The organism is Ectobacillus sp. OTK, from assembly GCF_059698935.1.
Genome location: NZ_AP048547.1, coordinates 3,733,511 through 3,754,173, shown reverse-complemented (window position 1 = coordinate 3,754,173; position 20,663 = coordinate 3,733,511). Strand labels below are relative to the sequence as shown.

Here is a 20,663-nt window from a genome sequence, read left to right as displayed (position 1 = left end):
AAGGCAGATTGTTAAACAATTATAGGAAATAAAAAGAGGAGTGGAGAATCCACTCCTTTTATCACGACATGTTTTTGTTTTCTTATCACGACAATTTTTCTTCAATTGGCTCTGCTAAAGAATGTTTCTGATTTTCTTGTTAAACGAACGGGGCAGGTTAGTTGAATAATTCCAACATTTGTTGAAAAAGTATATAATGGCTTTGTTAACATATTTATAAAACAAACCGATCTAAACTTTTTCGTTGGAATAGGAGAAAGTATGAAAAAACAGGACCCGCGTATACAGCGCACTAGACAGTCTATAATTGACGCATTTTATACACTAGCAAAGCGAAAGAATTTTGAAGACATTTCAATAGCAGATATAACAGAGGAAGCAAAGATTAATCGTTCTACTTTTTATTATCATTTTATGGATAAATATGATTTGATCGATTCTATCCAAAAAGAAATAATCACTAATAAATTATTTAAGGACATTGAAGAACAAGAGACTATTGATGAAAAAACCATTATTCTAACACTTCAAGCCATTATCAATTCTCAAACGGGACTTTCATTACATTGTCAACGTGCTTACGATGCATTCAAACCCAAAGTTGAGTCGGAAATAAAAAAACATTTAACCCAATCACTTCAAAATTTGTTAACTAAACAATACGGTGAACACCCTGACCACTACGTTAAAGCTACCTTTTGGAGCTGGGGGATTTATGGAGTTGCAATGGCTTGTATTGAGGGAAAAGAAACGCTTAATGTTGCGGTAACTAAATTAACGAACACCATGTTGCATTCGTAGTTACAGGAACTCCATTTCTTCTAATTGAGACACGATTTTTCGTGTCTATTTTTTTACTTTATTTTGACTTTCACTTTTTCAACAATATGTTCTTTCTGTTGGATTTCCGATAAAAGTGTATTTTTGTTGGTGTACGTTGCAAAGGCTAAGTTGTACACTATTTTTACAACAGTTGTCGAAAAAACTGTAACTGTTATAAAAACTTTGAATTTAAATCCATTTAACGGGAGGAAATATAGATGAAATTTTAGTGACAGGTGCCACTGGAGCATTAGGTAGCAGAGTTGTTGAAACATTATTAAAAAGTGTGCCAGCCAATCAAGTTGCGGTAAGTGTTCGAGATACAGCGAAGGCTGAACATTTACGTGCACATGGTGTTGAGGTAAGACAAGCAGATTTCAACGATCCAGCTTCTTTAGATAAAGCTTTTGAGAGTATTGACCGCTTATTAATAATTTCAACAACAGAGCCGATTAACGAGAAACGTATCGCCCAGCATGTCAATGCGATTAACGCTGCAAAACGTGCAAATGTAAAGCTTTTAGTATACACAAGCGGTACAAAATCTGATAAGACTACACTTGCTATGGGTTTGGCACATAAAGCAACAGAAGAAGCTATATTAGAAAGTGGCATTCCGTATTGTATTTTACGTAACAATTTATACTTGGAGGCGGAATTAAATACAATTAAAGCGTGTCTAGCGGGCGCGCCAATCGTGACAAACGCCGGCGAAGGGAAAATGGGTTTTGCACTTCGCAACGATTATGCTGATGCGGCAGCAGCCGTATTAGCCGGAGAAGGGCATGAGAACATGATATACGAATTGTCAGGCAAACTCATGACTTATGATGACTTAGCCGCAGAAATTGGTAAAGCAATCGGTAAAGAAGTATTAGTAAAACATGTTGATGATGCTGGTTATGCAGCATATTTAAAACAAGTGGGTATACCAGAAGTAATAATTCCTATGTTAACAGCTACAAAAGCTGGTGTTCGGGATGGGGTTTTAGAAGTCCAAAGTAATGATCTTGAGAAATTACTCCAACGTCCTGCAACGCCAATTAACGAAGCATTGGATAAATTAATTCTGTCTCTAAATAAATAATTATTCTTATTGTACCATGTAAGAACGTGATTTTCTTACATTTTCTGTGGTGAAGCCAGCGATCAGGCTGACAGAATTAATGAATATTTTTTGGGTCAAATGAGCCCTATCTAACATTAAAGATGCCTTATATATGCAGAGGAATTACAAAAGAAGCGCTGATGGTGACGTATGCCTTTATAAGAAGTATCTAGAAAAAAATCTTATTTAAAAATAAGGTGGAGGGACAAACTAGTTTTGAAAGGGGGAAGTTATGGAAAAGAATAAAAAAGTACCGATGAATTTAAGCTATGAATCAGATGGAAGAATAGGCAAAAAAAACAATAAGATAAAGGCTAACAAAAAAGATCAGGCGGAATTCTTTAATACCACACAAAACAGTGAATAAAAAATAAAAACCTGCTTACAATTCAACGCAAGCAGGTTTTTAATATAAATGTGAAATTATTTGTAGGTATTTAAATATGTTTGCAAAAGTACCGTTGTTTTTAATGACATAGAGAAAAATAAAGGGATGTATGTAAATCCAATCTTTTATTTTTAAAAAATATTACTTGAATTTTAGATAAATAGATGATATTGTTAACAACAAGTTAAAAAATAAAAAATAAATAGCGATAAACTTCTTATCCAGAGTGGTAGAGGGACAGGCCCTATGAAACCCGGCAACCATCAAGTCAAAATATTACTTGAACGGTGCTAATTCCTGCAAAGGTTTAATAACCTTTGAAAGATGAGAGGAATGTATTTAATCATACAACCTCTCTTTAGATTGAAGAGAGGTTTTTTGATGGAAAGAAGGCTTATCGCTCAAAGGAGCGAATTTCAATGGAAAGAGCAGTATTTGGTGCAAGCGAATTTTTTAGTCAACAAGCTTTTATTACAAGTTTTCGTGGTATTGAATATGTTCAAAGAGGACATCTAAAAGGGAAAAATGTAGAAATAGTAGAAATATGGTTTAATCCCTGGAAAGTATCTTATAATGAATTATTAGAATTGTTTTTTGACTTACATGATGCAACATCCAGAGAAGGTAAGCAATTTAAAAATCAATCATTCATTTTCTTTTCTGATATGAATCAATTAACAGCAGCTAAACAAAAGAAAAATGAGCTGAAACATATATTTAAAGGTGAAATTATTACGGAAATTACTCCAGTATGGGAACATATAAATAGCCTAGAAGAGATAAAATTAATATCTTAATAAAACTTCGCATTAGGACCACAATGTGTAATAAGTAACTTTTTTTCTTCAGCAACCCGGTGCTTTCCTTTAGCAGGGGAAGTACCTTATTTATGTTTTAGGCATATACAAGATTGACTCTACAGAGTTAAATGGAATATGTATGTAAAATATTGTGGAGATTGTGAAGGAATGTACTTAAACAAACGGGTGCAATAGTTTAAAAATGGGGTTGCGGCGGCAACCCTTTTCTTTATTTCACGAACGCGCAGGTTAGTAGAATAAGAACCTGTGTTTTAAAAGTTCATGATTTGCCCCGCAATTATTAGACATAAGCTACAATTAAGGGGTGTTTTTTATAACCAAGCCTTTTTTAGGAGCTCCACGCCAAGCTTGATTTCATCACAAGAAAGATTACTAAAACCAAGTTTAATAATCGGTTTATCGGTATTATTTTTAATGAAGTAGAGTGAGGTAGGATAAACTTTAACACCATGAAAGGAAGCTTGTTGAATTAGCCATTCTTCTGAACGTTTCAGATGTACTTTGATTAATAAATACAAACCAGACTGCTCACCAATAATGAATATATTTTGATCGAATTGCTTTTTTAATACTGATACCAAGTGCTGCATTTTTCGTTTATAAACAAGACGCATACGTTTAATATGGCGATTCCATTCTCCCTCTTCCATAAATTTAGCCATTGTGAGTTGGCTAAGAAGTGAAGTGGTACTCTCGAAATGAAGAAATTGATTTTTATAACGGTTTAAAAGTGGCTCTGGCAACACCATATAACTTAAACGAATTCCTGGAAGAAAGGACTTTGAGAAATTCCCTAGATAAATGACTCTTGCAGAATCAATGGAAGCGAGAGCTGGAAATGGTTGTTGTGTATAGCGAAATTCACTATCATAATCGTCTTCGATAATATAGCCTTGCATCTTGTTAGCCCAGTGAATAAGCGTTTGCCGTTGTTGAATGGACATGCTTACCCCATATGGACTGTGATGGGAAGGTGTTACATAGATTAATCGTGATTTCATTTGTTCTAATTGTGAAAAATCAGCACCTGCCTCATAAACTGGTAAAGGTTCAATCGTAAAACAATGAAATTGAAAAGCTTTCCTAGCGCCATCGTATCCAGGGTCTTCTACTGTAATGCTTGGAAAATCATCCTTCAGTATATGTCCAAGATTGATAAGCATGTGTTGGGTACTACTGCCGATAATAATGGCATTTGCATCTGTTTTCACCCCACGAGATTGGAGTAAGTATGTGGCAATTTGTTCACGTAGGCACACTTCACCAAAGGGTTCCCCATATTGAAAGCTCTCCTGTAATGTTAATACTTGATTGGCAATCCTCCTCCAAATTTTTAGAGGGAAATGCGTTTGATCTACGGCACCTGCTCGGAAATCAATGAGGGTAGGTGTCACTGACTCTCTTTGCTTTTTATTATGAGGAATTAACTTTTCTTGGGATAAAAGCGTCTCTAATTCATTTGCAAAATAACCTTTTCTCCCTTCTCCACGAATATAGCCTTCAGCTACAAGTTGATCATAAGCCATTAATGTCGTATTGCGACTTACTTGAAGGGAATCTGCAAGTTGACGAATGGAGGGCAATTGTTCATCAGCAAGTATGTCACCCCGTTCAATAAATAACTTAAACTGCTCGTAGATTTGTTTGTATTTGGGAGAATCATCCTTAAAAGCAAAAATGGTATTTTTCATTTACGATCTCCTTTGACATGTTTATTTATTTAAAATTGTACCTTTTTACATGTCAGTTTGTATAATACTATATTTTACAGATGAGGGTTCTCGATTATTCAAGGTAGATTCAATGAGGATAGATACTTAGTGAAAGTTGCTATGATTGTGAATAAATAATATTGACGAATCAATTGTCTGTCTGTTTAAAAGTTTATATGCAGGTGGAAAGGAGATTGTTTATGTATATCCCTAAGCAATTTGAAATAAAAGAATTAGCAGTAGCTTACGATGTAATACAGGAGAATAGTTTTGCAACATTGTTTTCCATGCATGAAGGAATGCCTTTTGCTACACATTTACCACTGCTGTTGAATAAGGAGAAAAACTATTTGTATGGTCATTTTGCTCTTCCGAACCCTCAGTGGAAAGGTATTAAAAATCAAACAATCTTAGCAGTTTTTCATGGTCCTCATTGTTATATCTCTCCCTCTTGGTATGAGACGAATCAAGCAGTACCAACATGGAATTATGTGACTGTTCATGTATACGGCGAAGTCGAACTTATTGAGGATGAACAGGAGTTAATTGATTCCTTGCATGACATGGTATTGAAGTATGAAGGTCCTAATAGTTCATACAAATTGCAAGATGTAGACGCTGACTTTCTCGCTGGGATGAACAAAGGAATTCAAGGCTTCAAAATAAAAATCAACAAGATAGAGGGGAAAGCGAAGTTAAGTCAAAACCATTCACTGCATCGACAAAAGCTAGTTATTAATCAACTGGAACAGATCCAAAATACAGATGAGCGAAAAATTTCCTTTTTAATGAAGGCAAACCTAAAAAATAACGTGTAATGTTACTGCATTAACGGGAGTGTTGATCAAATAAGGATTAACGCTCTTTTTGTTGAACTTCTTTTACTAATGAAGCAGGCTAGTTCAAGAAGAAAATCATTTATAATTGGTATAAAGTGTTATGGAACGAACTCGGCTTAGCCATTAAAATGGAGGACTTTTCTGGTTACGAAGCACTGGCCAGCATCATTAAAATGACTAACGGAAATTTCCGATTCATCCACCGATTGTTTACACAGATAGAACACGAGACGAAGAAATATGAAAAAGGCAGCTTTCAATTTTTTACCGAAAGCTGCCTTTATTCATTAGAATTTAATCGCACCTTGCTAGATAAAACTCTACATTGATACCAGCTTAACTAATTAAAAGGATTTGAATTAGAAAAACTTTATATCAGCTCTCTGCTTTGAGTCTTACGAGACCAAACAACTACAGGAATAAGCAACAGTGACAGAATAGCTCCAGAAATTGATAGTGCCGCATAACTAGAATGAGCGACTACTATTCCTGATAACGCACCGCCGGAGGCACCTGATAATGCAAGCAAGACATCAACCGATCCCTGTGTTTTTGCGCGAATAGATGGATGTGTTGCATCTACAATGAGAGCAGTTCCGCTTATTAATCCAAAGTTCCAGCCAACACCTAGCAGTACTAGTGCGCAGGTAAGCAGTACCATTGAGTCTGCTGGCGCAAAAGCTGCCAGTATACCAGAGGCTAGAAGCGTGGCACCAGAAGCAACAGCCATAGCAGTACGACCGACTTTATCTACCAATAGGCCTGTAACAGGTGAAGGAAAGTACATGGCGCCTATATGAAAACCTATGACCAACCCAACTTCCCTCAAACCATGGCCATGGTGTCCCATATGGATCGGTGTCATTGTCATAATGGCCGCCATGACAAATTGAGTCAAAACCATAATGGCAGCGCCTACGACAATTCCTCTTTTGTTCATTGTAGAACTTTCTGAATTTGGTTTTTTCTGCACTATATCGTCTTTCTCCTGGACATTCGCTATGGCTGTAGACACAACCAAAGGGTCTGGACGAAGAAAAACTAAGAGAACCGATCCGGCAAGGATAAAAGCAATGGCCGCTAAGATAAAGGGACCAGCCAAAGTTGGAACACCAATAGAATGCGCAAATTTTCCCATCACATCGACCAAGTTAGGACCGGCTACAGCACCAAAGGTAGTAGAAACCATGGCCATGCTCACAGCAGTTGCACGCTGTTTAGCTGTCGCCAGATCTGTACCCGCGTATCGTGCTTGCAGATTTGCGGCGGTACCAGCCCCATAAAGAAGCAGGGAAGCGAATAAAAGCAAGACGCTGTTGATTAAGGCGGCGATTATAACGCCGATCGCACCCAGTCCACCGGCAAGAAAACCGGCTGCAAGTCCTGCTCTGCGCCCATAACGCTGTGAAAGCCGGCCTACAAGCAATGCAGCTCCTGCAGATCCTAAAGTGAGTAAGGCAATTGGAATCCCTGCTGCACTTTCCGTCCCTAGCATATCTTGTGCAAGAAGTGCGCCTACCGTTATACCGGCTGCAAGTCCTGCTCCTCCAAAGATTTGTGACAGGATCACAATTCTTAATGTTTTTTTATAGAGCTGTTTTTGTTTTTCTGGTGAATCAATATAACCTTGCAACCAAACAGGCTGCTGTTTTGACTTACTTGTATCCCCTATTTTAGTTATCATGAACTGCACTTCCTAACAAAATAATTTTTTAGCTTTTCATGCTCCTCCCATATAAAATTAAAACTACAATTTCTGTCCGTTTTTTATCATGAATGACCCCTCCTTAACACCCTTTCGGATTGTTTGAAGAAGGGGCTTCCTGCTTCATGGACCGTAGCATAGTGGGGGTTCCCAATATGTCTTACACAATCTCCACAGGCATAGATTATCCTGTTTGGACACAACCTTGCCCTACAGTTTGTTTGGTTCAGTTTGCCACAAGGAATCCTTCCCATGCTTTTTGTAGGATGTTTCGCGCAGCATTATAGTCTCTATCAAGTACTACTCCGCATTTCGTACAAATATGAGTACGGATCGAAAGGGACTTCTTGACTCGATTGCCCTTCTTGTTGAAGCCGAATTGAGGAAACGTCATACTTGTATACTCTTTATACGTTTTTAGTTTTGGGTATTTGGCATGTTTGCGAAAGAAGTGATCGAACGCCTTTTTCAATCGTACAAACACTTCTTGTAATGGCTGAGAAGGAACTTCGTTTAGAAAGGGATACTTCTTTTTATCCAACGTTTGTTGTCTTTGCATATCGTAGCGAGTGTAATTTTCTTTGGCTTGCCTATATTTGCGTTCTTTGTCTAAGAGGGCGGAATTATACGTTTGACGGCAGTATTGGAGCCAGCGGTCTAACATCTTTTTTTGTTCCTCTGTCGGAAAGATCTCATATTTTTGATTCAACAACACTGCCGTCACCACCCTTCCATATATAACCATTATAGAACGCATGTTTCTATCATGCAATACGTTAGGCTGTGCCTAAGCGAAATTCATCCCCTCCTTACCCTTGGGCTGCGCCCTTCACAGGCCCCAAGAAGGGGAATTCTTTCGAAGATCTGTTAAAATGTGTATGATTCACCATCATCTGGCACTAGAATGTGAGAGGAGATTCCTTTTTCCTCAATAAAGCTTTTTAATTCTTCTCTGGATAATGTCCAATGGTTGACAGCTTCCATATGGCTCACAATAATTTTTGCGTTAGGGGCAGCCTTATATACTTCATAGATATCCTCTTTGCCCATGACGAGAGAACCGCCTTCAAAGAATTGATTATCACCGCCATTTACTACAATGACTTCTGGCTTGTGGGTATCAATCATTTCTTGAACCCCTTCATACCATACCGTATCTCCAGCTACATACAACGTTTGCTCAGTTGGATGCTCGAAGACAACGCCGCACACTAGACCAGCACGTTTTAGTATTTCTCCTCTTCCGTGCTCGCCTTTTGTTTTAATTAGTTGGACATCCTCAAACATTGTATCTTCTTGTAACATTTCTACATTTTGAAAACCAGCGTTTTGCACTTCTTGTGCATCTTCTTCATTTTGTACAAACATTTTGATACTTTTTGGTAATGTTTTTTGAGCTGCCTCATCAAAGTGGTCTAAGTGCAGATGAGTGACAATGACAGCATCTACGTTAATAATATCGTCAAGTGATGTGGGTAAACCAACTAAAGGATTGTATTGATCTTGTCTTAATGAGTTAGGAAAGGGCGGGTAAGTTCCCTTATCTGCTAAAAATGGGTCAACTAAAAACTTTTTCCCTGCGTATTGGATAACCAGTGTAGCATTTCTAATTTGTTGAATGTTCATACTTATAACTCCTTTTCTTTTTATTTGTGTTTGCTGCCTGTGCTTAGTTTATAATATGGGCAAGTACTATTTACATGGATAAAATCAAGTGTTTTTATCGTTTGACTTGAATTTTGAAAGGAGTTGATTTCATGTTAGATCACACAGATATGCGAATATTAGAAGAGTTATCCCAAAATAGCCGCATTACTATGAAAGAATTAGGAGAGAGAGTTCATTTGACAGGACAAGCGGCCGCATCTAGAGTTGCTAAATTGGAGGATAACGGAGTAATTGAGGGTTATACAATTAAAGTGAATCAAGTTAAATTAGGTTGCTTTATGTATGCTTTTATTAATATCTATATAAAAGATACACATCATCAGCCATATCTCTCGTTTATTAAAACGCAAGAGAAATACATTATAAATAACTATAAAATTAGTGGGGATGGTTGTTATCTTCTTGAATGTAGATTCCCATCTAATGAGCTATTAGATCAATTTTTGGTAGACTTAAACAAGCATGCAAACTACAAATTATCAATTGTTATTAATAAATAGTGGGTCAATAAAAATGGGATATAGAGGGCTTAAGTTAAAGAATAAAGGTCTTCTATTTTAAGACGACCTTTATATCTATTCACTTAAAATACCAAAATAGTTTGCTCAAAAAAGCTATTGCATCAACCCGTTTTCAAGGCATCAACATTCCTTGTTGGGCAAGTCCGACACGCAGGTGTACAACTTGGGCACGCTTTAAAAATTGCATCTCAAAACGGAATTATTAATAAAAGGGAGGAGGGCTTATTTAAGTTTCCTTAAGCCCTTCCCTTCATGAATCTCTTGAATACCTTCCTCACAAACTCCATATGAACGCCAGAAACAAGTTTCACACACAATTTGAATATCGGAGGGGACGACAAACTTTCGAATGCACGACTCAATGTCCTTCCAACTCAGAATTTGTCCGATTTTAAGCCCCATTTTCTTTAAAATAGTGGCATCTCTTTCATAAATATTGTCGTCTTGGCAGTGGTATTTACCTGAGTTGGGGTATTTTTCACACAATTGGTCAGGTCCCTTTATAAGCTGAATTAACGTCTCGGGGTTATCTCTCAAGGCTTGATGCAAACGTGTCATATTTTCCACGTATTCTTCGGAGTAGCCCATTCCTCGATAGCCCAGAAGGCAAAAAAGATAAGTGCTGAAGATGAGATAGATCGTAAATAAAAAATACTATTGAGAAATTTGATTTGTTACAAATACTAACGCGGGATATGTATTTGTATTAAAAGATTTTTATCAATTATCAAAACCTAAAACCCAAATCTATAAAAAGATACTATCAGCAAGCGGAATCATTACAAAAAAGCAAGGGAACCCTAGCGTTCCTCTTGCTTATTTTTTGTCCTTATCAATCATTTTGCTTGTAGCTTCTGTTCTCTCGTGTACATTTGAAACTTGGTTCCTTTTCGTGCCATAAAAAATCCCTCCTGTGCGACAGTATAGGATTTTTTTCCACTGTCTACACAGGAGGGATAATATCATTTCTCGGTCTTTTTCTTTGGGCAAAAATCAATAATGTGATTTAACAGAGTCTACATAAAAAACATGGCAGCAATTGTTGTGACAACAAGACCAATCACAACAGGGAGAAAATTACGACGCGCGAGCTCGAATGGATCTACCTTACAAATTGCCGCCGCTGGGATAAGTGCCCACGGAATGAGCGTGCCGCCGCCCACCCAAATCGCCGCAATTTGGCCAAGTGCTGTTAACGTAGCTGTACCATGGCCAATTGCTTCACCGAACAGATTAGCGATAGAGCCGGCGAGGGAAATACCGGAGAATCCTGAGCCGTCAAGGCCTGTAATAGCACCGATCACGGTGAGCGCGACAGCTGCAACATTTGTGTTGACAGGAACAGAGTGAGACAAGGCGACACCTAGGTCATTAATAATCCCATGGGAGCCTTTTGGCAGAAAGTCTCCAACAATTTTCGTAAAGCCGCTGTCACCGAGATAGAACAATGCAGCAATCGGAATGACAGGCCCGAAGATTTTAAAGCCGAACTGTAATCCTTCAATCAGATAGCTTGTTGTTTTTTCCAGTGCTGTGCCTTTATAGGCAAGCGAGAGAATAAACAGCATAATCACGATTGTCGTACCGCCGATTAGTGCTGTTGCATCACCGCCCTGCAGCTTGAAATGAACCATCAAATAAATATCAAGCGCATACAAAACGGGAATAAGAACCGCCCAGAAACGTTTTGTTGTTTTAGGTAAAAAAACATATTCCGTTTTCTCTGCATGATCTTCTGCAGCTGATCTGCTGGCTGCTTCAAAATCCACACCCTTTTTCATATCGCGGCGAAGGAGGAAGGAGGCTGTAATCGTTGTAACAACGCCCATAATGATGACAAGCGGCAAGCTTGCCGATACAACATCAGAAACAGGAATACCCGCTGCATCTGCCGTTAGCTTTGGTGCTCCTTGGATTACGAAATCCCCCGATAAAGCGATGCCGTGACCGAACAAATTCATGGCGATTGCGACTCCAATTGCCGGCAAGCCGACGCGCAGCGCAACAGGCAGCAAAACCGCCCCCATGAGCGCCACTGCTGGAGATGGCCAGAAGAATAAGGAAATCACCATCATAACAATCCCGATAATCCAATAGGCTAGTGCTGGAGTACGGATAAGGCTTGCAAACGGGGAAATCATGACATCGTTAATGCCGGTGCGAATTAACAGGTTACTCATCGAAACGATAATCGAGATGATAAGAATGGTTGGCAATAGTTCCGTGATGGAGAAAATAAAACTGTTAAAAATGGTGCTAACCGCCTTGCTGACAGAGCCTGTTGCAATGAGGCCGAGAAGGAAAATCATGATGATGGAGATAAGAGTTGTATCCTTTCGAAGCAAAAAGCAGCCGATGATAAAAAGTAAAAAGACAACATACATCCAATGAATTGCGACTAACTCTACGCCCATAGAAATCACATCCTTTTGCGTAATGTGATATAGGATATGGGGAAGAGCGGAGATGGTGAGTGTCCGGATGGGCTTGATAAAGATTTCTTTAGAGAACATGTGAATGATCTCTCCTTACCCTTGGGCTTCGCTCTTCACAGGCCCAAGAAGGGGAATTCTTTCGGAGATATGTTAAAAGGAAGAAAAAATGCCCTGCAAGTACAGAGCATTCATTGTTACTTAAGTTTTGGGCACCATCAAGTACTTTTTTTACAACAGATTCAGGTGAATTTGCAGCTTCTTTAATTTTTTTAAGTGGAATGCCAAGTTTGATGACGTTTCTAAAGTCCCAGAAATCATAAAAATTTAAACATAAATAAAAAGAATGTCGCATTTTGAAAGCGCTTCATAAATTATACAATCAATTCAAGAAGTCTAAGAGATCGACAATACTAAGAGACAATAGATTCATCAGAGTATTGCCAATCTAAACTTCACACAAAAAAGAAAGCGATAACAAAGGGGGTTCTATGAAACTATGAAAAAGTTAGTCTCTTTAGTTTCAGGAGTAGTGTTAGCGGCTTCGTTAGTGGGCTGCGGTTCTTCCAAGCAGTCTTCAGGCGGTGCTGATGACAAAATTGTTGTTTGGACACAAGCGGCGGCAGATCATCCAGAGGGGAAAATGTTTGCAGATCGTGTGAAGAGCTATAATGCAGAGCATCCGGACAAGCCAAAAGTTGAGATTAAAAACATTACAAGAGCTGGTGCTGGTTCAGGCTATATTGATAAGCTGAATGCGGCTATTACTGCTAATGATATGCCTGATATTTTCACACTTGATGGCCCAGACGTGTCGGCATACGTAGAATCGGGAGTAATTGGCGAGTTAGATGGTCATATGACTGATGGATTCAAAGAAGGTTTTACGAAGGCTATCATTGATCAAGGAACAGTAGACGGTAAATTTTATGCGATGGGTTACTCGGATTCCGGTGTTGCCATTATGTACAATGAAGACATGATTAATACCCTGCCGGCAGATGTGAAAGCAATGGTACCAAGTCCTGATGAAGATTGGACATGGGATGAGTTTGTAAATCTTTCTCGAAAGATTGATGATTTTGCGAAAACAACAAATGATCCTGCTTATAAGAATTATGAAGTTGCCACTAGCTTGCTTTTAACGGATATTACTGCTGGCGCTTATGAATTGGGAACCTATTATTTCACACCATTATTATGGGGAAATGACACTAATATTGTAGATAAAGACGGCGTGACTGTAGATGGCGTTTTGAACAGCAAAAAGAGTGTGGAATCTTTGACAAAGTTTGCGCAATTGTTTAAAGATCAGCCATTAGCGAATGCGGCAGAATCTGAAAAAACATTCCATAGCGGGAAGTCTGCATTAGCTGTAGCTGGCTTCTGGTATGTGAACGAAATTAAGAATAATTATCCAAACCTTAAGTTTAGAACTGTTAGATATCCGAAGATGAATGAAAGCCATAACGGGTTATATACACCATCAGGCAGCTGGGCATTTGTTAGAAACGGTCAAATTGAAGATGAAAAACGAGTGAAGCAGGTTGTAGAAGTGATGGAATGGCTTACAAATGATGAAGCGGCTAAAGAATATTATGAGAAAAACGGTTCCATTCCAACAAGAGTGAATTCGATTGATGCGATTAATACAGAAACTGATAATCCTTACTACAATGAAGCTTGGAAAGTGCTGAAGTACCAAGTTGAAAATACAAACAAGGCTCGCCCGGTATCACCAGGCTATCCATACTTATCTGAAACATTCTCCAAAGATGTTATCTTAAAAATTGCGCAAAATAAAACAACAGATTCAGAAACAATTCAAAAATATTTAGATGAAGCTGCGAAGAAAATCGATGCGGAGTTTGAGAAATATAAAAAATAGGCTGTGAAATTAAGAGGCGGGGTCACACCTCGCCTCTGTATACAAAGGATGTGGAATAGTGAGTAATTTAAAGATGGGAAATCTAAGTCTGAAACGATTTGTCAAGGTGAGAAATCCCCATGCACAACGTTACAAACGAAGTGAAGTCACAACAGCATTTGGATTTTTAACTCCTGCGATGGTGTTAGCGTCTCTCTTTATCGTGCTGCCAATCATATTAGCATTTACGTATGCATTTACGGACTATTATTTATTAAAACCTCATGCCAAACAATTTATTGGCATGAACAACTTTACTAGAATGCTAACTGATGAGGTTTTACGAACAAGCCTTTTTAATACTTTGCAGTTCGTACTGTTTGTAGTGCCTCTTCAGCTTTCTATGGCTCTCGGTCTTGCACTAATTGTGAATAAGAAGATTAAAGGCAACAGTTTCTTTAGAGCAGCTTATTTTTCACCAGCGGTATTATCTTTAGTTGTTATTTCAATTCTTTGGACTGTTATGCTGAATCCAACATCAGGTTTAATTAATCAAATGCTTGCGAACTTCGGCTTACAAAAACAACCCTTTCTTACAAGTCCTAGTCAAGCGATGTTTTCCATCATTTTTATATCAGCTTGGTCTGGCTGCGGCTATCAAATGATGATTTTCTTAGCTGGACTAAAGAATATCGATCCTAGTTTATATGAAGCAGCAGATATCGATGGCGCAAATGCACTGCATAAGTTTTTGTATGTTACCCTGCCATCCCTAAAGCCAATTACAATGTTCCTTGTAATTACAACAACGATTCAAGCGTTTAAGCTGATTGTACAACCAATGGTTATGACTGGCGGGGGACCGGATTATTCAACGATTACCATCTTGCAATACATCTATGAGTATGGTTTCCGTCATAGAAATATCGGCTATGCAAGTGCTGTTACACTCGTGTTTACAGTTTTCTTGGTTGTTGTATCTATAGGGATTAAAAAATTATTTAAGGAGGAAGCGGCGTGAAAATATTTAAGAAAACATTATTTTACTTGTTGGCTATAGTTGTAGCGCTGCAATTCCTTGTTCCTCTTGTTTGGATGATTCTTTCTTCCTTCAAAATTGATGAGGTTATATACAGGGACGCTAAGACGATTTTTGCAATCGTTCCAAAATTTTCGGATTTATCACTTAAGTCTTATGCGGAGCTGCTTGGTTTTTACAATATTTTTGGGAATTTGCTGAACAGTTTAATTTACGCATCGATCACTGTCATTTTCGGGTTAACGATCAATTCGTTAGCGGGATATGCCTTAGCAAGATTTGAATTTCCATTTAAAGACACAATTTTAATTATCATCATTGCGTTAATGATCGTACCGATTGAAGCTACGATTCTTCCGTTATTTTTAGTCGTGAACGAGATGGGATTAATTAATACAGTGCTGGGCTATCTCATTCCGTTTTTGGTAAATGTTATGAACATTTTCTTATTTAGACAACACTTTCTATCTTTTCCGGGTGAACTGATTGAATCTGCCAAGATTGATGGACTAGGTGAGATCGGATGCTTTTTCCGTATCGTTGTACCTTCGAGCTTGAATATGTATGTAACAGTAGGGATATTAACATTCTTAGCATCTTGGAATGATTTCTTATGGCCGGTAATGGCACTTTCTAATGCGGATTTAATGCCGATCCAAGTTGCACTGAACGCAGTGTTCAGCGATAAGTACAATATATTTACAAGTCATATTATGGCTGCATTAACAATTGTTACAATTCCAATCGTTATCCTATATATTGTTTTCCAAAAATATATTGTGGAAGGTTCGATGCGAAGCGGTATCAAATAAGGAGGGGTTCTGGTGAATAAATTAGAGACAGCAAACGCCTATATACAAAAAAATAAAGAAACAGTAAAAAATAGACCGCTGTTTCATTTTACTCCTGAAATCGGTTGGATGAATGACCCGAATGGTTTTTCCTTTTATCAGGGAGAATATCATCTGTTTTATCAGTATAACCCTTATGATGTTGTCTGGAATGATATGCATTGGGGACATGCGACGACCAATGATTTTGTGAATTGGAATTATAAGCCGGTGGCGATGGCCAATGATAAGCTGTATGATGCCAATGGATGTTTTTCAGGGAGTGCTATTGAAAAGGACGGAAAACTATTTTTAATGTATACAGGCCATATTGATCCTAATATAGGCTTTGATAAAGATGAATCTCAAATTATAGAGCATCAATGTCTTGCATTTTCCGAGGATGGGATTCAATTTGAAAAATATGAAAAAAACCCTATCATTGGTGAAAAGGAACTACCTGAAGGCTATATGATGTGTGACTTTAGAGATCCAAAAGTTTTGGAAGTGGACGGTGTGTATTTTTGCGTCTTAGCAGTGAGAAATGCCAAGCGGCGCGGGGAAATTATTATGTTCAAGTCACTCAATTTGTTGGATTGGACCTTCCATTCTTCCATTTATCAGTCTAAGTTTGAAGAGAACATGATGTTAGAATGCCCGGATCTGTTTCGAGTGGATGGAAAGGATGTATTGATTTTTTCAATCATGCCATGTGATCCAGAATTCCAAGGGGAAGTGATTCATAAGACAGCTTATGTAATTGGAGAGATGGATTATGAGAAGGGAAGTTTTGAACTGGAAAGTCACGGTCTTCTTGATTACGGTCACAATTTCTATGCTCCGCAATCCACTGAAGGGAAAAATGGTGAAAGAATATTAATTGGCTGGATGCAGCGCTGGCATCAAGCTGTACCACCAAAGGATTATGGATTTAATGGTATGATGTCAGTACCAAGGGTGCTGGCACTGAAGGACAATAAGCTTATCCAACGACCGATCGGGAAAATAAATAGCTATTTTAGAAACACAACAGTTTACAAAAACTTGGCATTGGAAGTGAATGAAACACTCGATTTTCATGATGGAAATGCAGCTTACTTGAGTGTAAATGCTTCCACCTTGGAGAAGCAAAAGTTTCAGTTGGAGCTCAATAAAAGTGAAGACAAAGCGACTCGAATATATGTAGATATAGAGAACGCTATAGTTTCATTTACATCTGACTATGGTGATTCCGGCCAAATTGACATTTCAGAATGCTGTAATCCCCTACAGGAAGAGGTAACACTTGAAGTATTTATCGACCTTCATTCTATTGAAGTATTCATTAATTCAGGCGAAAAGGTGCTCAGTTTTACAGCATACGATGAGGGGAAAGGAACAGACATTTCTATCCGCGGGTTAGGTCAAACTGCGTTTAAAAAAATCGTGTATGCAACCTTCAAGCCAGAAGTATGAGGTAGGTTTAGCAATACGAGTTATGTGCTTATGGGAATTGAATAGGGATATGGAAACGCAATCACAAGGAACAAGTGCATCTTCACTTGTTCTTTGTTTCACTGTAAGAAGGTATAAATCTCCAGATGGAAGCCAATTCGGTGTAGTCGGAAATTTTAGGAATACAGTGTAAGTGCAACTACGTCTCTGTCTGCGCCTAACGGCTCGCCAGCCGGCGAGTTCTCTTTATGAGGTAAGGATATTGAGTATAATGGCAACACAATTATGCACAAAATGGTAATATTTCCATGTTTCTATGGTAAACTACTATGTGAAAAAATAACAATGTAAGGTGTATATAATGAGATTCCAGCAAAAGGTATTGATTGCATTTCTAGTTTTAATCTTAGTGCCTATCATCATTCTTGGTGTAGTTTCGTATCAAGTTTCGTCTGCTGCATTAAAAGAAAAAGTAGGGAAAGAAACATTACAAACTTTGAAGGCAACCAATACAAATTTACAGATGGTAATGTCCGAGGTGAATTCTTTTTCTAATTATGTGATAGCTTCTCAGGAAGTTGAAAATTTTCTTAGGTATAATCAGGAGCAGTCGATTGTTAATTTTTACAGCAGCGGACAATCAATGGCCGGATTGTTGTATACTCAATCAAGGCTAGATGATCTTATTCTTTATAGTATAAAGGGGCAGGTTTACCATTTTCGGAATAGTGCCATTCCTTCATTAAAAGAATTTCAACAAACAGAGTTTTATCAGAAAATAGTAAGCGAAAAAGGACGGGCAGTTTGGTTATCTCCAGTTCATAATGAAATATTTGCTTCGGGAGATACTCCATTTTATATTCATGGTCGTGCTATTAGAGATGCTGATACGCTTGAGGATATCGGATATGTGATTATGAAAATTAAAATCGAACGTTTTGATGATATTTTCGCAAATCTTTACAAGGATGACTCTGAGGAAATGATTGTTGATGAAGAGGGGAGAATTATCTATCATCGCAATCGGAATTTGATTGGCGAATCAATGAGGCTTAACAATCGTTCAGAGATTCTTTCAGGTAAAGATGGAACCGGTATCGATTATCTAGACGGAGAAAAAAGTTTAGTTACGTATATTTCCGGAACCTTGAAGGACCGTAATGCGACCAAGTATTTTCTCGTTTCCATTAAGCCATGGCATACGATTTCAAATGAAACAAAGTATATTCGTCAAACCACATTTGGACTGGTTTTCATGGTGTTAGTTTTTGCTGTGTTGTTCAATCTCTTCTTTTTAAATCGGATTGTCAGTTTCATTACGGAGTTTTTAAACAAAATGAAACGGGTTGAAAAAGGTGACTTGAGTGCAAGGATGTCATCATTCCCTTTTTTGGAGCTAAACCATTTAGCGAAAGGCTTTAATGCAATGGTAGGAAAAACAGTAGTTTTGCTGCAGCGAATCAAAAGCGAGCAAGAATTAAAGAGAAAAGCTGAGTTCCAGGTGCTTCAAAACCAAATTAATCCCCATTTCTTATATAACACACTGGAATCTATTAATTCGCTGGCTGTTTTAAATGACCAGCAGGATATTAGTAAAATGACAATTCATCTTGGAAAGCTGCTGCGGATTAGTATTAATGCTTCCGATGAGGTATCTGTTCAAAATGAAATACGGCATGTTATGAGCTATATGGAAATTCAAAGGGTCCGTTATAATGATCGATTTACCTTTGAAGTAAGTGTAAATGAAGAGTTATTTCATTATAGGGTGCTAAAGCTCGTCTTACAGCCTCTGGTCGAAAACATTTTAATCCACGCGTTTGATCGTAAGCAGCAAGATGCAGTGATTCGAATTACAGGAGGGATTGAGAAGGGAAAAGGATATTTTTATATTGAAGACAATGGAAAAGGAATAAGTGACGATGTTCTTCAACTATTGAATGAACGCAATCAGGGCGTGCAAACGAGTAAACAAACGAGTCATGGTGTAATGAATGTGCAGAATCGTTTAAAGCTGTATTATGGTGAAGGACACGGCTTAATGATTTGTTCGAAGGAGAATGAAGGAACGACCATTAAGTTAACATTTCCACTGCGTAAGGGTGAAGAGAATGAAGTATAGAGTAATTATTGCTGATGATGAATCACTAATCGTTAAAAGCATAGTAAAGGCCATTGATTGGGAAGCTCTTCAGTGTGAAGTAGCAGGAACAGCCGAGGATGGGAATGAAGCTCTTGAGCTCATCAGGACACATCGTCCTCATATAGTGATAACAGATATTTGTATGCCGGAGTTGAGCGGAATTGAGTTGTTAAAAGCATTGCAAAGCTTTTCTGTCAGACCAGAGGTATTATTGGTAAGCGGCTATAATGAATTTGAGTATGCCAGAGAAGGATTACAATATCATGCGTTTGATTATATACTAAAGCCAATTGATCATGAGGAGCTTACAGCATGTATTCATCGAATGGTCCATAAATTGAAAGGAAAAGAAAAAAGCGATTATGAGCTAAAGAAACATAAACTGTATGAACTGCTTATTCTTGAAAATGCTGCTGAAACCTTTATGGATGAGCAAGGGGCATATGCTACCATGATCATGCAGTTTCGTAATGGGACAGAGCAGAACGAACAAGTTTTGAAGCAATGGATAAGTGATCGAGAAAAAGATGATACGTTCTTTCAAAACTTTTTATTTAAGTTAGAAAATAATCGGTTTCTTATTGTTTGTGTGAATACAGCAGGAGATTGTGAACAGTTATATAGCTATGTTATGAAATCTGCTCATCAGGCAGCTGAAATGTTTAAGGAGCATTGCACAATTGCGATAGGGAAATTCGTAAGTGGTATAAATGAACTTCCAGCGTCTTATCAGCAAGCCAAACAATATATGGAAAAAAGTGCGTTTTTAAAAATGAATATTGTTACTGAAGAAGATATTAAAGCTGAATACAAATCAAAACATACACCCGATGCTTTAGTCAAGAAAGCTGAACAATTTCTGAAAAACCACTTTACTGAGAATATTGGCATTGAGACTGTCGCGGAGCAGGTAGGACTTAGCGTCAGTCATTTTAGTGTATTATTTAAACAAAAAACGCGTGTAACATTTTTAGATTATGTAACGAAGCTGAGGGTGGATCATGCCTGTCTCCTGTTAGAAACGACAGATTTAAAGACGTATGAGATTGCCAATATGGTTGGTTATACGGATCAGCGCTATTTTAGTCAAGTTTTTAAGAAGTATGTAAACCTCACTCCAAGTCAATATCGAAAAAAGGTAGAATAGGTTCTCTCACAAAGGAGTGGGAGAATCTTTTGATTCACACTTTAAGAAAGTATAAATTTCTAGCCCGAAGCCAATTCGACGTAGCGAGAAATTTTAGGAATAAAGTATAAGTGCAACTACGCCTCTGTCTTCGCCCAAAGGCAGGGCTCGCCAATCGGTGAGTTTTCTTTATAACGGAAAATGAAGT

General features: G+C 38.0%; 18 protein-coding genes and 1 riboswitch. Of the genes, 12 read left to right on the top strand and 6 right to left on the bottom strand.

Features of this window, described 5'->3' with window-relative positions; translation table 11 throughout:
- Positions 1-261 precede the first annotated feature (261 nt).
- The 4 genes from AC6HZ4_RS18550 (at position 262) to AC6HZ4_RS18535 (ending at position 3,115) form a co-directional block, all read left to right on the top strand.
- Entirely contained in the window at positions 262-801 is a 540-nt protein-coding gene (locus tag AC6HZ4_RS18550) for a TetR/AcrR family transcriptional regulator (RefSeq protein WP_497491174.1), read from the top strand.
- 250 nt (positions 802-1,051) lie between these two features.
- Positions 1,052-1,909 carry an NmrA family NAD(P)-binding protein gene (locus AC6HZ4_RS18545; RefSeq protein WP_497491172.1) on the top strand — a complete coding sequence of 286 codons (858 nt, stop codon included), beginning with the start codon at positions 1,052-1,054 and terminating at the stop codon, positions 1,907-1,909.
- Between the two features lie 253 nt (positions 1,910-2,162).
- Positions 2,163-2,297: a hypothetical protein gene (locus tag AC6HZ4_RS18540; RefSeq protein ID WP_497491171.1), complete on the top strand. Its 135-nt coding sequence runs from the start codon at positions 2,163-2,165 to the stop codon at positions 2,295-2,297.
- A gap of 235 nt (positions 2,298-2,532) precedes the next feature.
- A riboswitch (SAM riboswitch) is annotated at positions 2,533-2,649 on the top strand.
- Between the two features lie 88 nt (positions 2,650-2,737).
- Positions 2,738-3,115: a peptide-methionine (S)-S-oxide reductase gene (locus AC6HZ4_RS18535; protein ID WP_497491170.1), complete on the top strand. Its 378-nt coding sequence runs from the start codon at positions 2,738-2,740 to the stop codon at positions 3,113-3,115.
- Positions 3,116-3,450: 335 nt separating this feature from the next.
- On the opposite strand, the gene pdxR is transcribed toward AC6HZ4_RS18535, so the two are convergent.
- A complete protein-coding gene (gene pdxR / locus AC6HZ4_RS18530; RefSeq protein ID WP_497491169.1) occupies positions 3,451-4,830 on the bottom strand; it encodes a MocR-like pyridoxine biosynthesis transcription factor PdxR in 1,380 nt (459 codons plus the stop codon).
- Positions 4,831-5,051: 221 nt separating this feature from the next.
- Between pdxR and AC6HZ4_RS18525 the strand changes: the two genes are divergently transcribed.
- A complete protein-coding gene (locus AC6HZ4_RS18525; protein WP_497491168.1) occupies positions 5,052-5,669 on the top strand; it encodes an FMN-binding negative transcriptional regulator in 618 nt (205 codons plus the stop codon).
- A 391-nt stretch (positions 5,670-6,060) separates the two neighbouring features.
- Here the strand turns inward: AC6HZ4_RS18525 and AC6HZ4_RS18520 are convergent, their stop codons facing one another.
- The 3 genes from AC6HZ4_RS18520 to AC6HZ4_RS18510 all read right to left on the bottom strand — a co-directional run bounded on the left by AC6HZ4_RS18520 (position 6,061) and on the right by AC6HZ4_RS18510 (position 9,021).
- Positions 6,061-7,374, bottom strand: coding sequence for an MFS transporter (locus tag AC6HZ4_RS18520; RefSeq protein ID WP_497491167.1), 1,314 nt, complete (start codon positions 7,372-7,374; stop codon positions 6,061-6,063).
- A gap of 247 nt (positions 7,375-7,621) precedes the next feature.
- Positions 7,622-8,110, bottom strand: a complete 489-nt coding sequence (locus AC6HZ4_RS18515) for a zinc ribbon domain-containing protein (protein ID WP_497491166.1) — start codon at positions 8,108-8,110, stop codon at positions 7,622-7,624.
- 152 nt (positions 8,111-8,262) lie between these two features.
- Complete coding sequence (locus AC6HZ4_RS18510; RefSeq protein WP_497491165.1) at positions 8,263-9,021, bottom strand: MBL fold metallo-hydrolase; 759 nt, start codon at positions 9,019-9,021, stop codon at positions 8,263-8,265.
- A 131-nt stretch (positions 9,022-9,152) separates the two neighbouring features.
- Between AC6HZ4_RS18510 and AC6HZ4_RS18505 the strand changes: the two genes are divergently transcribed.
- Positions 9,153-9,563, top strand: a complete 411-nt coding sequence (locus tag AC6HZ4_RS18505) for an Lrp/AsnC family transcriptional regulator (protein WP_497491164.1) — start codon at positions 9,153-9,155, stop codon at positions 9,561-9,563.
- Between the two features lie 243 nt (positions 9,564-9,806).
- Here AC6HZ4_RS18505 and AC6HZ4_RS18500 read toward each other — a convergent pair whose 3' ends face one another.
- Both AC6HZ4_RS18500 and AC6HZ4_RS18495 read right to left on the bottom strand, forming a co-directional pair.
- On the bottom strand, positions 9,807-10,172 hold the full coding sequence (locus tag AC6HZ4_RS18500; RefSeq protein ID WP_497491163.1) for a DUF1284 domain-containing protein: 366 nt from the start codon (positions 10,170-10,172) through the stop codon (positions 9,807-9,809).
- Between the two features lie 428 nt (positions 10,173-10,600).
- Positions 10,601-11,998, bottom strand: a complete 1,398-nt coding sequence (locus tag AC6HZ4_RS18495; protein ID WP_497491162.1) for a hypothetical protein — start codon at positions 11,996-11,998, stop codon at positions 10,601-10,603.
- Between the two features lie 517 nt (positions 11,999-12,515).
- On the opposite strand from AC6HZ4_RS18495, the gene AC6HZ4_RS18490 reads away from it, so the two are divergent.
- The 6 genes from AC6HZ4_RS18490 (at position 12,516) to AC6HZ4_RS18465 (ending at position 20,476) form a co-directional block, all read left to right on the top strand.
- The gene (locus AC6HZ4_RS18490; protein WP_497491161.1) at positions 12,516-13,904 is read left to right on the top strand and encodes an ABC transporter substrate-binding protein; all 1,389 of its coding nucleotides are present in this window, start codon (positions 12,516-12,518) and stop codon (positions 13,902-13,904) included.
- A 58-nt stretch (positions 13,905-13,962) separates the two neighbouring features.
- Positions 13,963-14,904 (top strand): carbohydrate ABC transporter permease, encoded by a 942-nt coding sequence (locus AC6HZ4_RS18485; protein ID WP_497491160.1) that lies wholly within the window; start codon positions 13,963-13,965, stop codon positions 14,902-14,904.
- Positions 14,901-15,734, top strand: a complete 834-nt coding sequence (locus AC6HZ4_RS18480; protein ID WP_497491159.1) for a carbohydrate ABC transporter permease — start codon at positions 14,901-14,903, stop codon at positions 15,732-15,734. The genes AC6HZ4_RS18485 and AC6HZ4_RS18480 overlap by 4 nt, the downstream gene beginning before the upstream one ends.
- Positions 15,735-15,746: 12 nt before the next feature.
- A complete protein-coding gene (locus tag AC6HZ4_RS18475; RefSeq protein ID WP_497491158.1) occupies positions 15,747-17,207 on the top strand; it encodes a glycoside hydrolase family 32 protein in 1,461 nt (486 codons plus the stop codon).
- Positions 17,208-17,547: 340 nt separating this feature from the next.
- A complete protein-coding gene (locus AC6HZ4_RS18470) occupies positions 17,548-19,308 on the top strand; it encodes a cache domain-containing sensor histidine kinase (protein WP_497491157.1) in 1,761 nt (586 codons plus the stop codon).
- Complete coding sequence (locus tag AC6HZ4_RS18465) at positions 19,298-20,476, top strand: response regulator (RefSeq protein WP_497491156.1); 1,179 nt, start codon at positions 19,298-19,300, stop codon at positions 20,474-20,476. Before AC6HZ4_RS18470 ends, AC6HZ4_RS18465 begins: the two co-directional genes overlap by 11 nt.
- Positions 20,477-20,663: the final 187 nt, after the last annotated feature.

Bases quoted from the DNA above. Each gene is read 5' to 3' on its own strand.
- AC6HZ4_RS18465 (WP_497491156.1), top strand. From the start codon at position 19,298: ATGAAGTATAGAGTAATTATTGCTGATGATGAATCACTAATCGTTAAA.
- AC6HZ4_RS18550 (WP_497491174.1), top strand. From the start codon at position 262: ATGAAAAAACAGGACCCGCGTATACAGCGCACTAGACAGTCTATAATT.
- AC6HZ4_RS18520 (WP_497491167.1), bottom strand. From the start codon at position 7,374: ATGATAACTAAAATAGGGGATACAAGTAAGTCAAAACAGCAGCCTGTT.
- AC6HZ4_RS18510 (WP_497491165.1), bottom strand. From the start codon at position 9,021: ATGAACATTCAACAAATTAGAAATGCTACACTGGTTATCCAATACGCA.
- AC6HZ4_RS18535 (WP_497491170.1), top strand. From the start codon at position 2,738: ATGGAAAGAGCAGTATTTGGTGCAAGCGAATTTTTTAGTCAACAAGCT.
- AC6HZ4_RS18525 (WP_497491168.1), top strand. From the start codon at position 5,052: ATGTATATCCCTAAGCAATTTGAAATAAAAGAATTAGCAGTAGCTTAC.
- AC6HZ4_RS18505 (WP_497491164.1), top strand. From the start codon at position 9,153: ATGTTAGATCACACAGATATGCGAATATTAGAAGAGTTATCCCAAAAT.
- AC6HZ4_RS18470 (WP_497491157.1), top strand. From the start codon at position 17,548: ATGAGATTCCAGCAAAAGGTATTGATTGCATTTCTAGTTTTAATCTTA.
- AC6HZ4_RS18490 (WP_497491161.1), top strand. From the start codon at position 12,516: ATGAAAAAGTTAGTCTCTTTAGTTTCAGGAGTAGTGTTAGCGGCTTCG.
- pdxR (WP_497491169.1), bottom strand. From the start codon at position 4,830: ATGAAAAATACCATTTTTGCTTTTAAGGATGATTCTCCCAAATACAAA.
- AC6HZ4_RS18495 (WP_497491162.1), bottom strand. From the start codon at position 11,998: ATGGGCGTAGAGTTAGTCGCAATTCATTGGATGTATGTTGTCTTTTTA.
- AC6HZ4_RS18540 (WP_497491171.1), top strand. From the start codon at position 2,163: ATGGAAAAGAATAAAAAAGTACCGATGAATTTAAGCTATGAATCAGAT.
- AC6HZ4_RS18500 (WP_497491163.1), bottom strand. From the start codon at position 10,172: ATGGGCTACTCCGAAGAATACGTGGAAAATATGACACGTTTGCATCAA.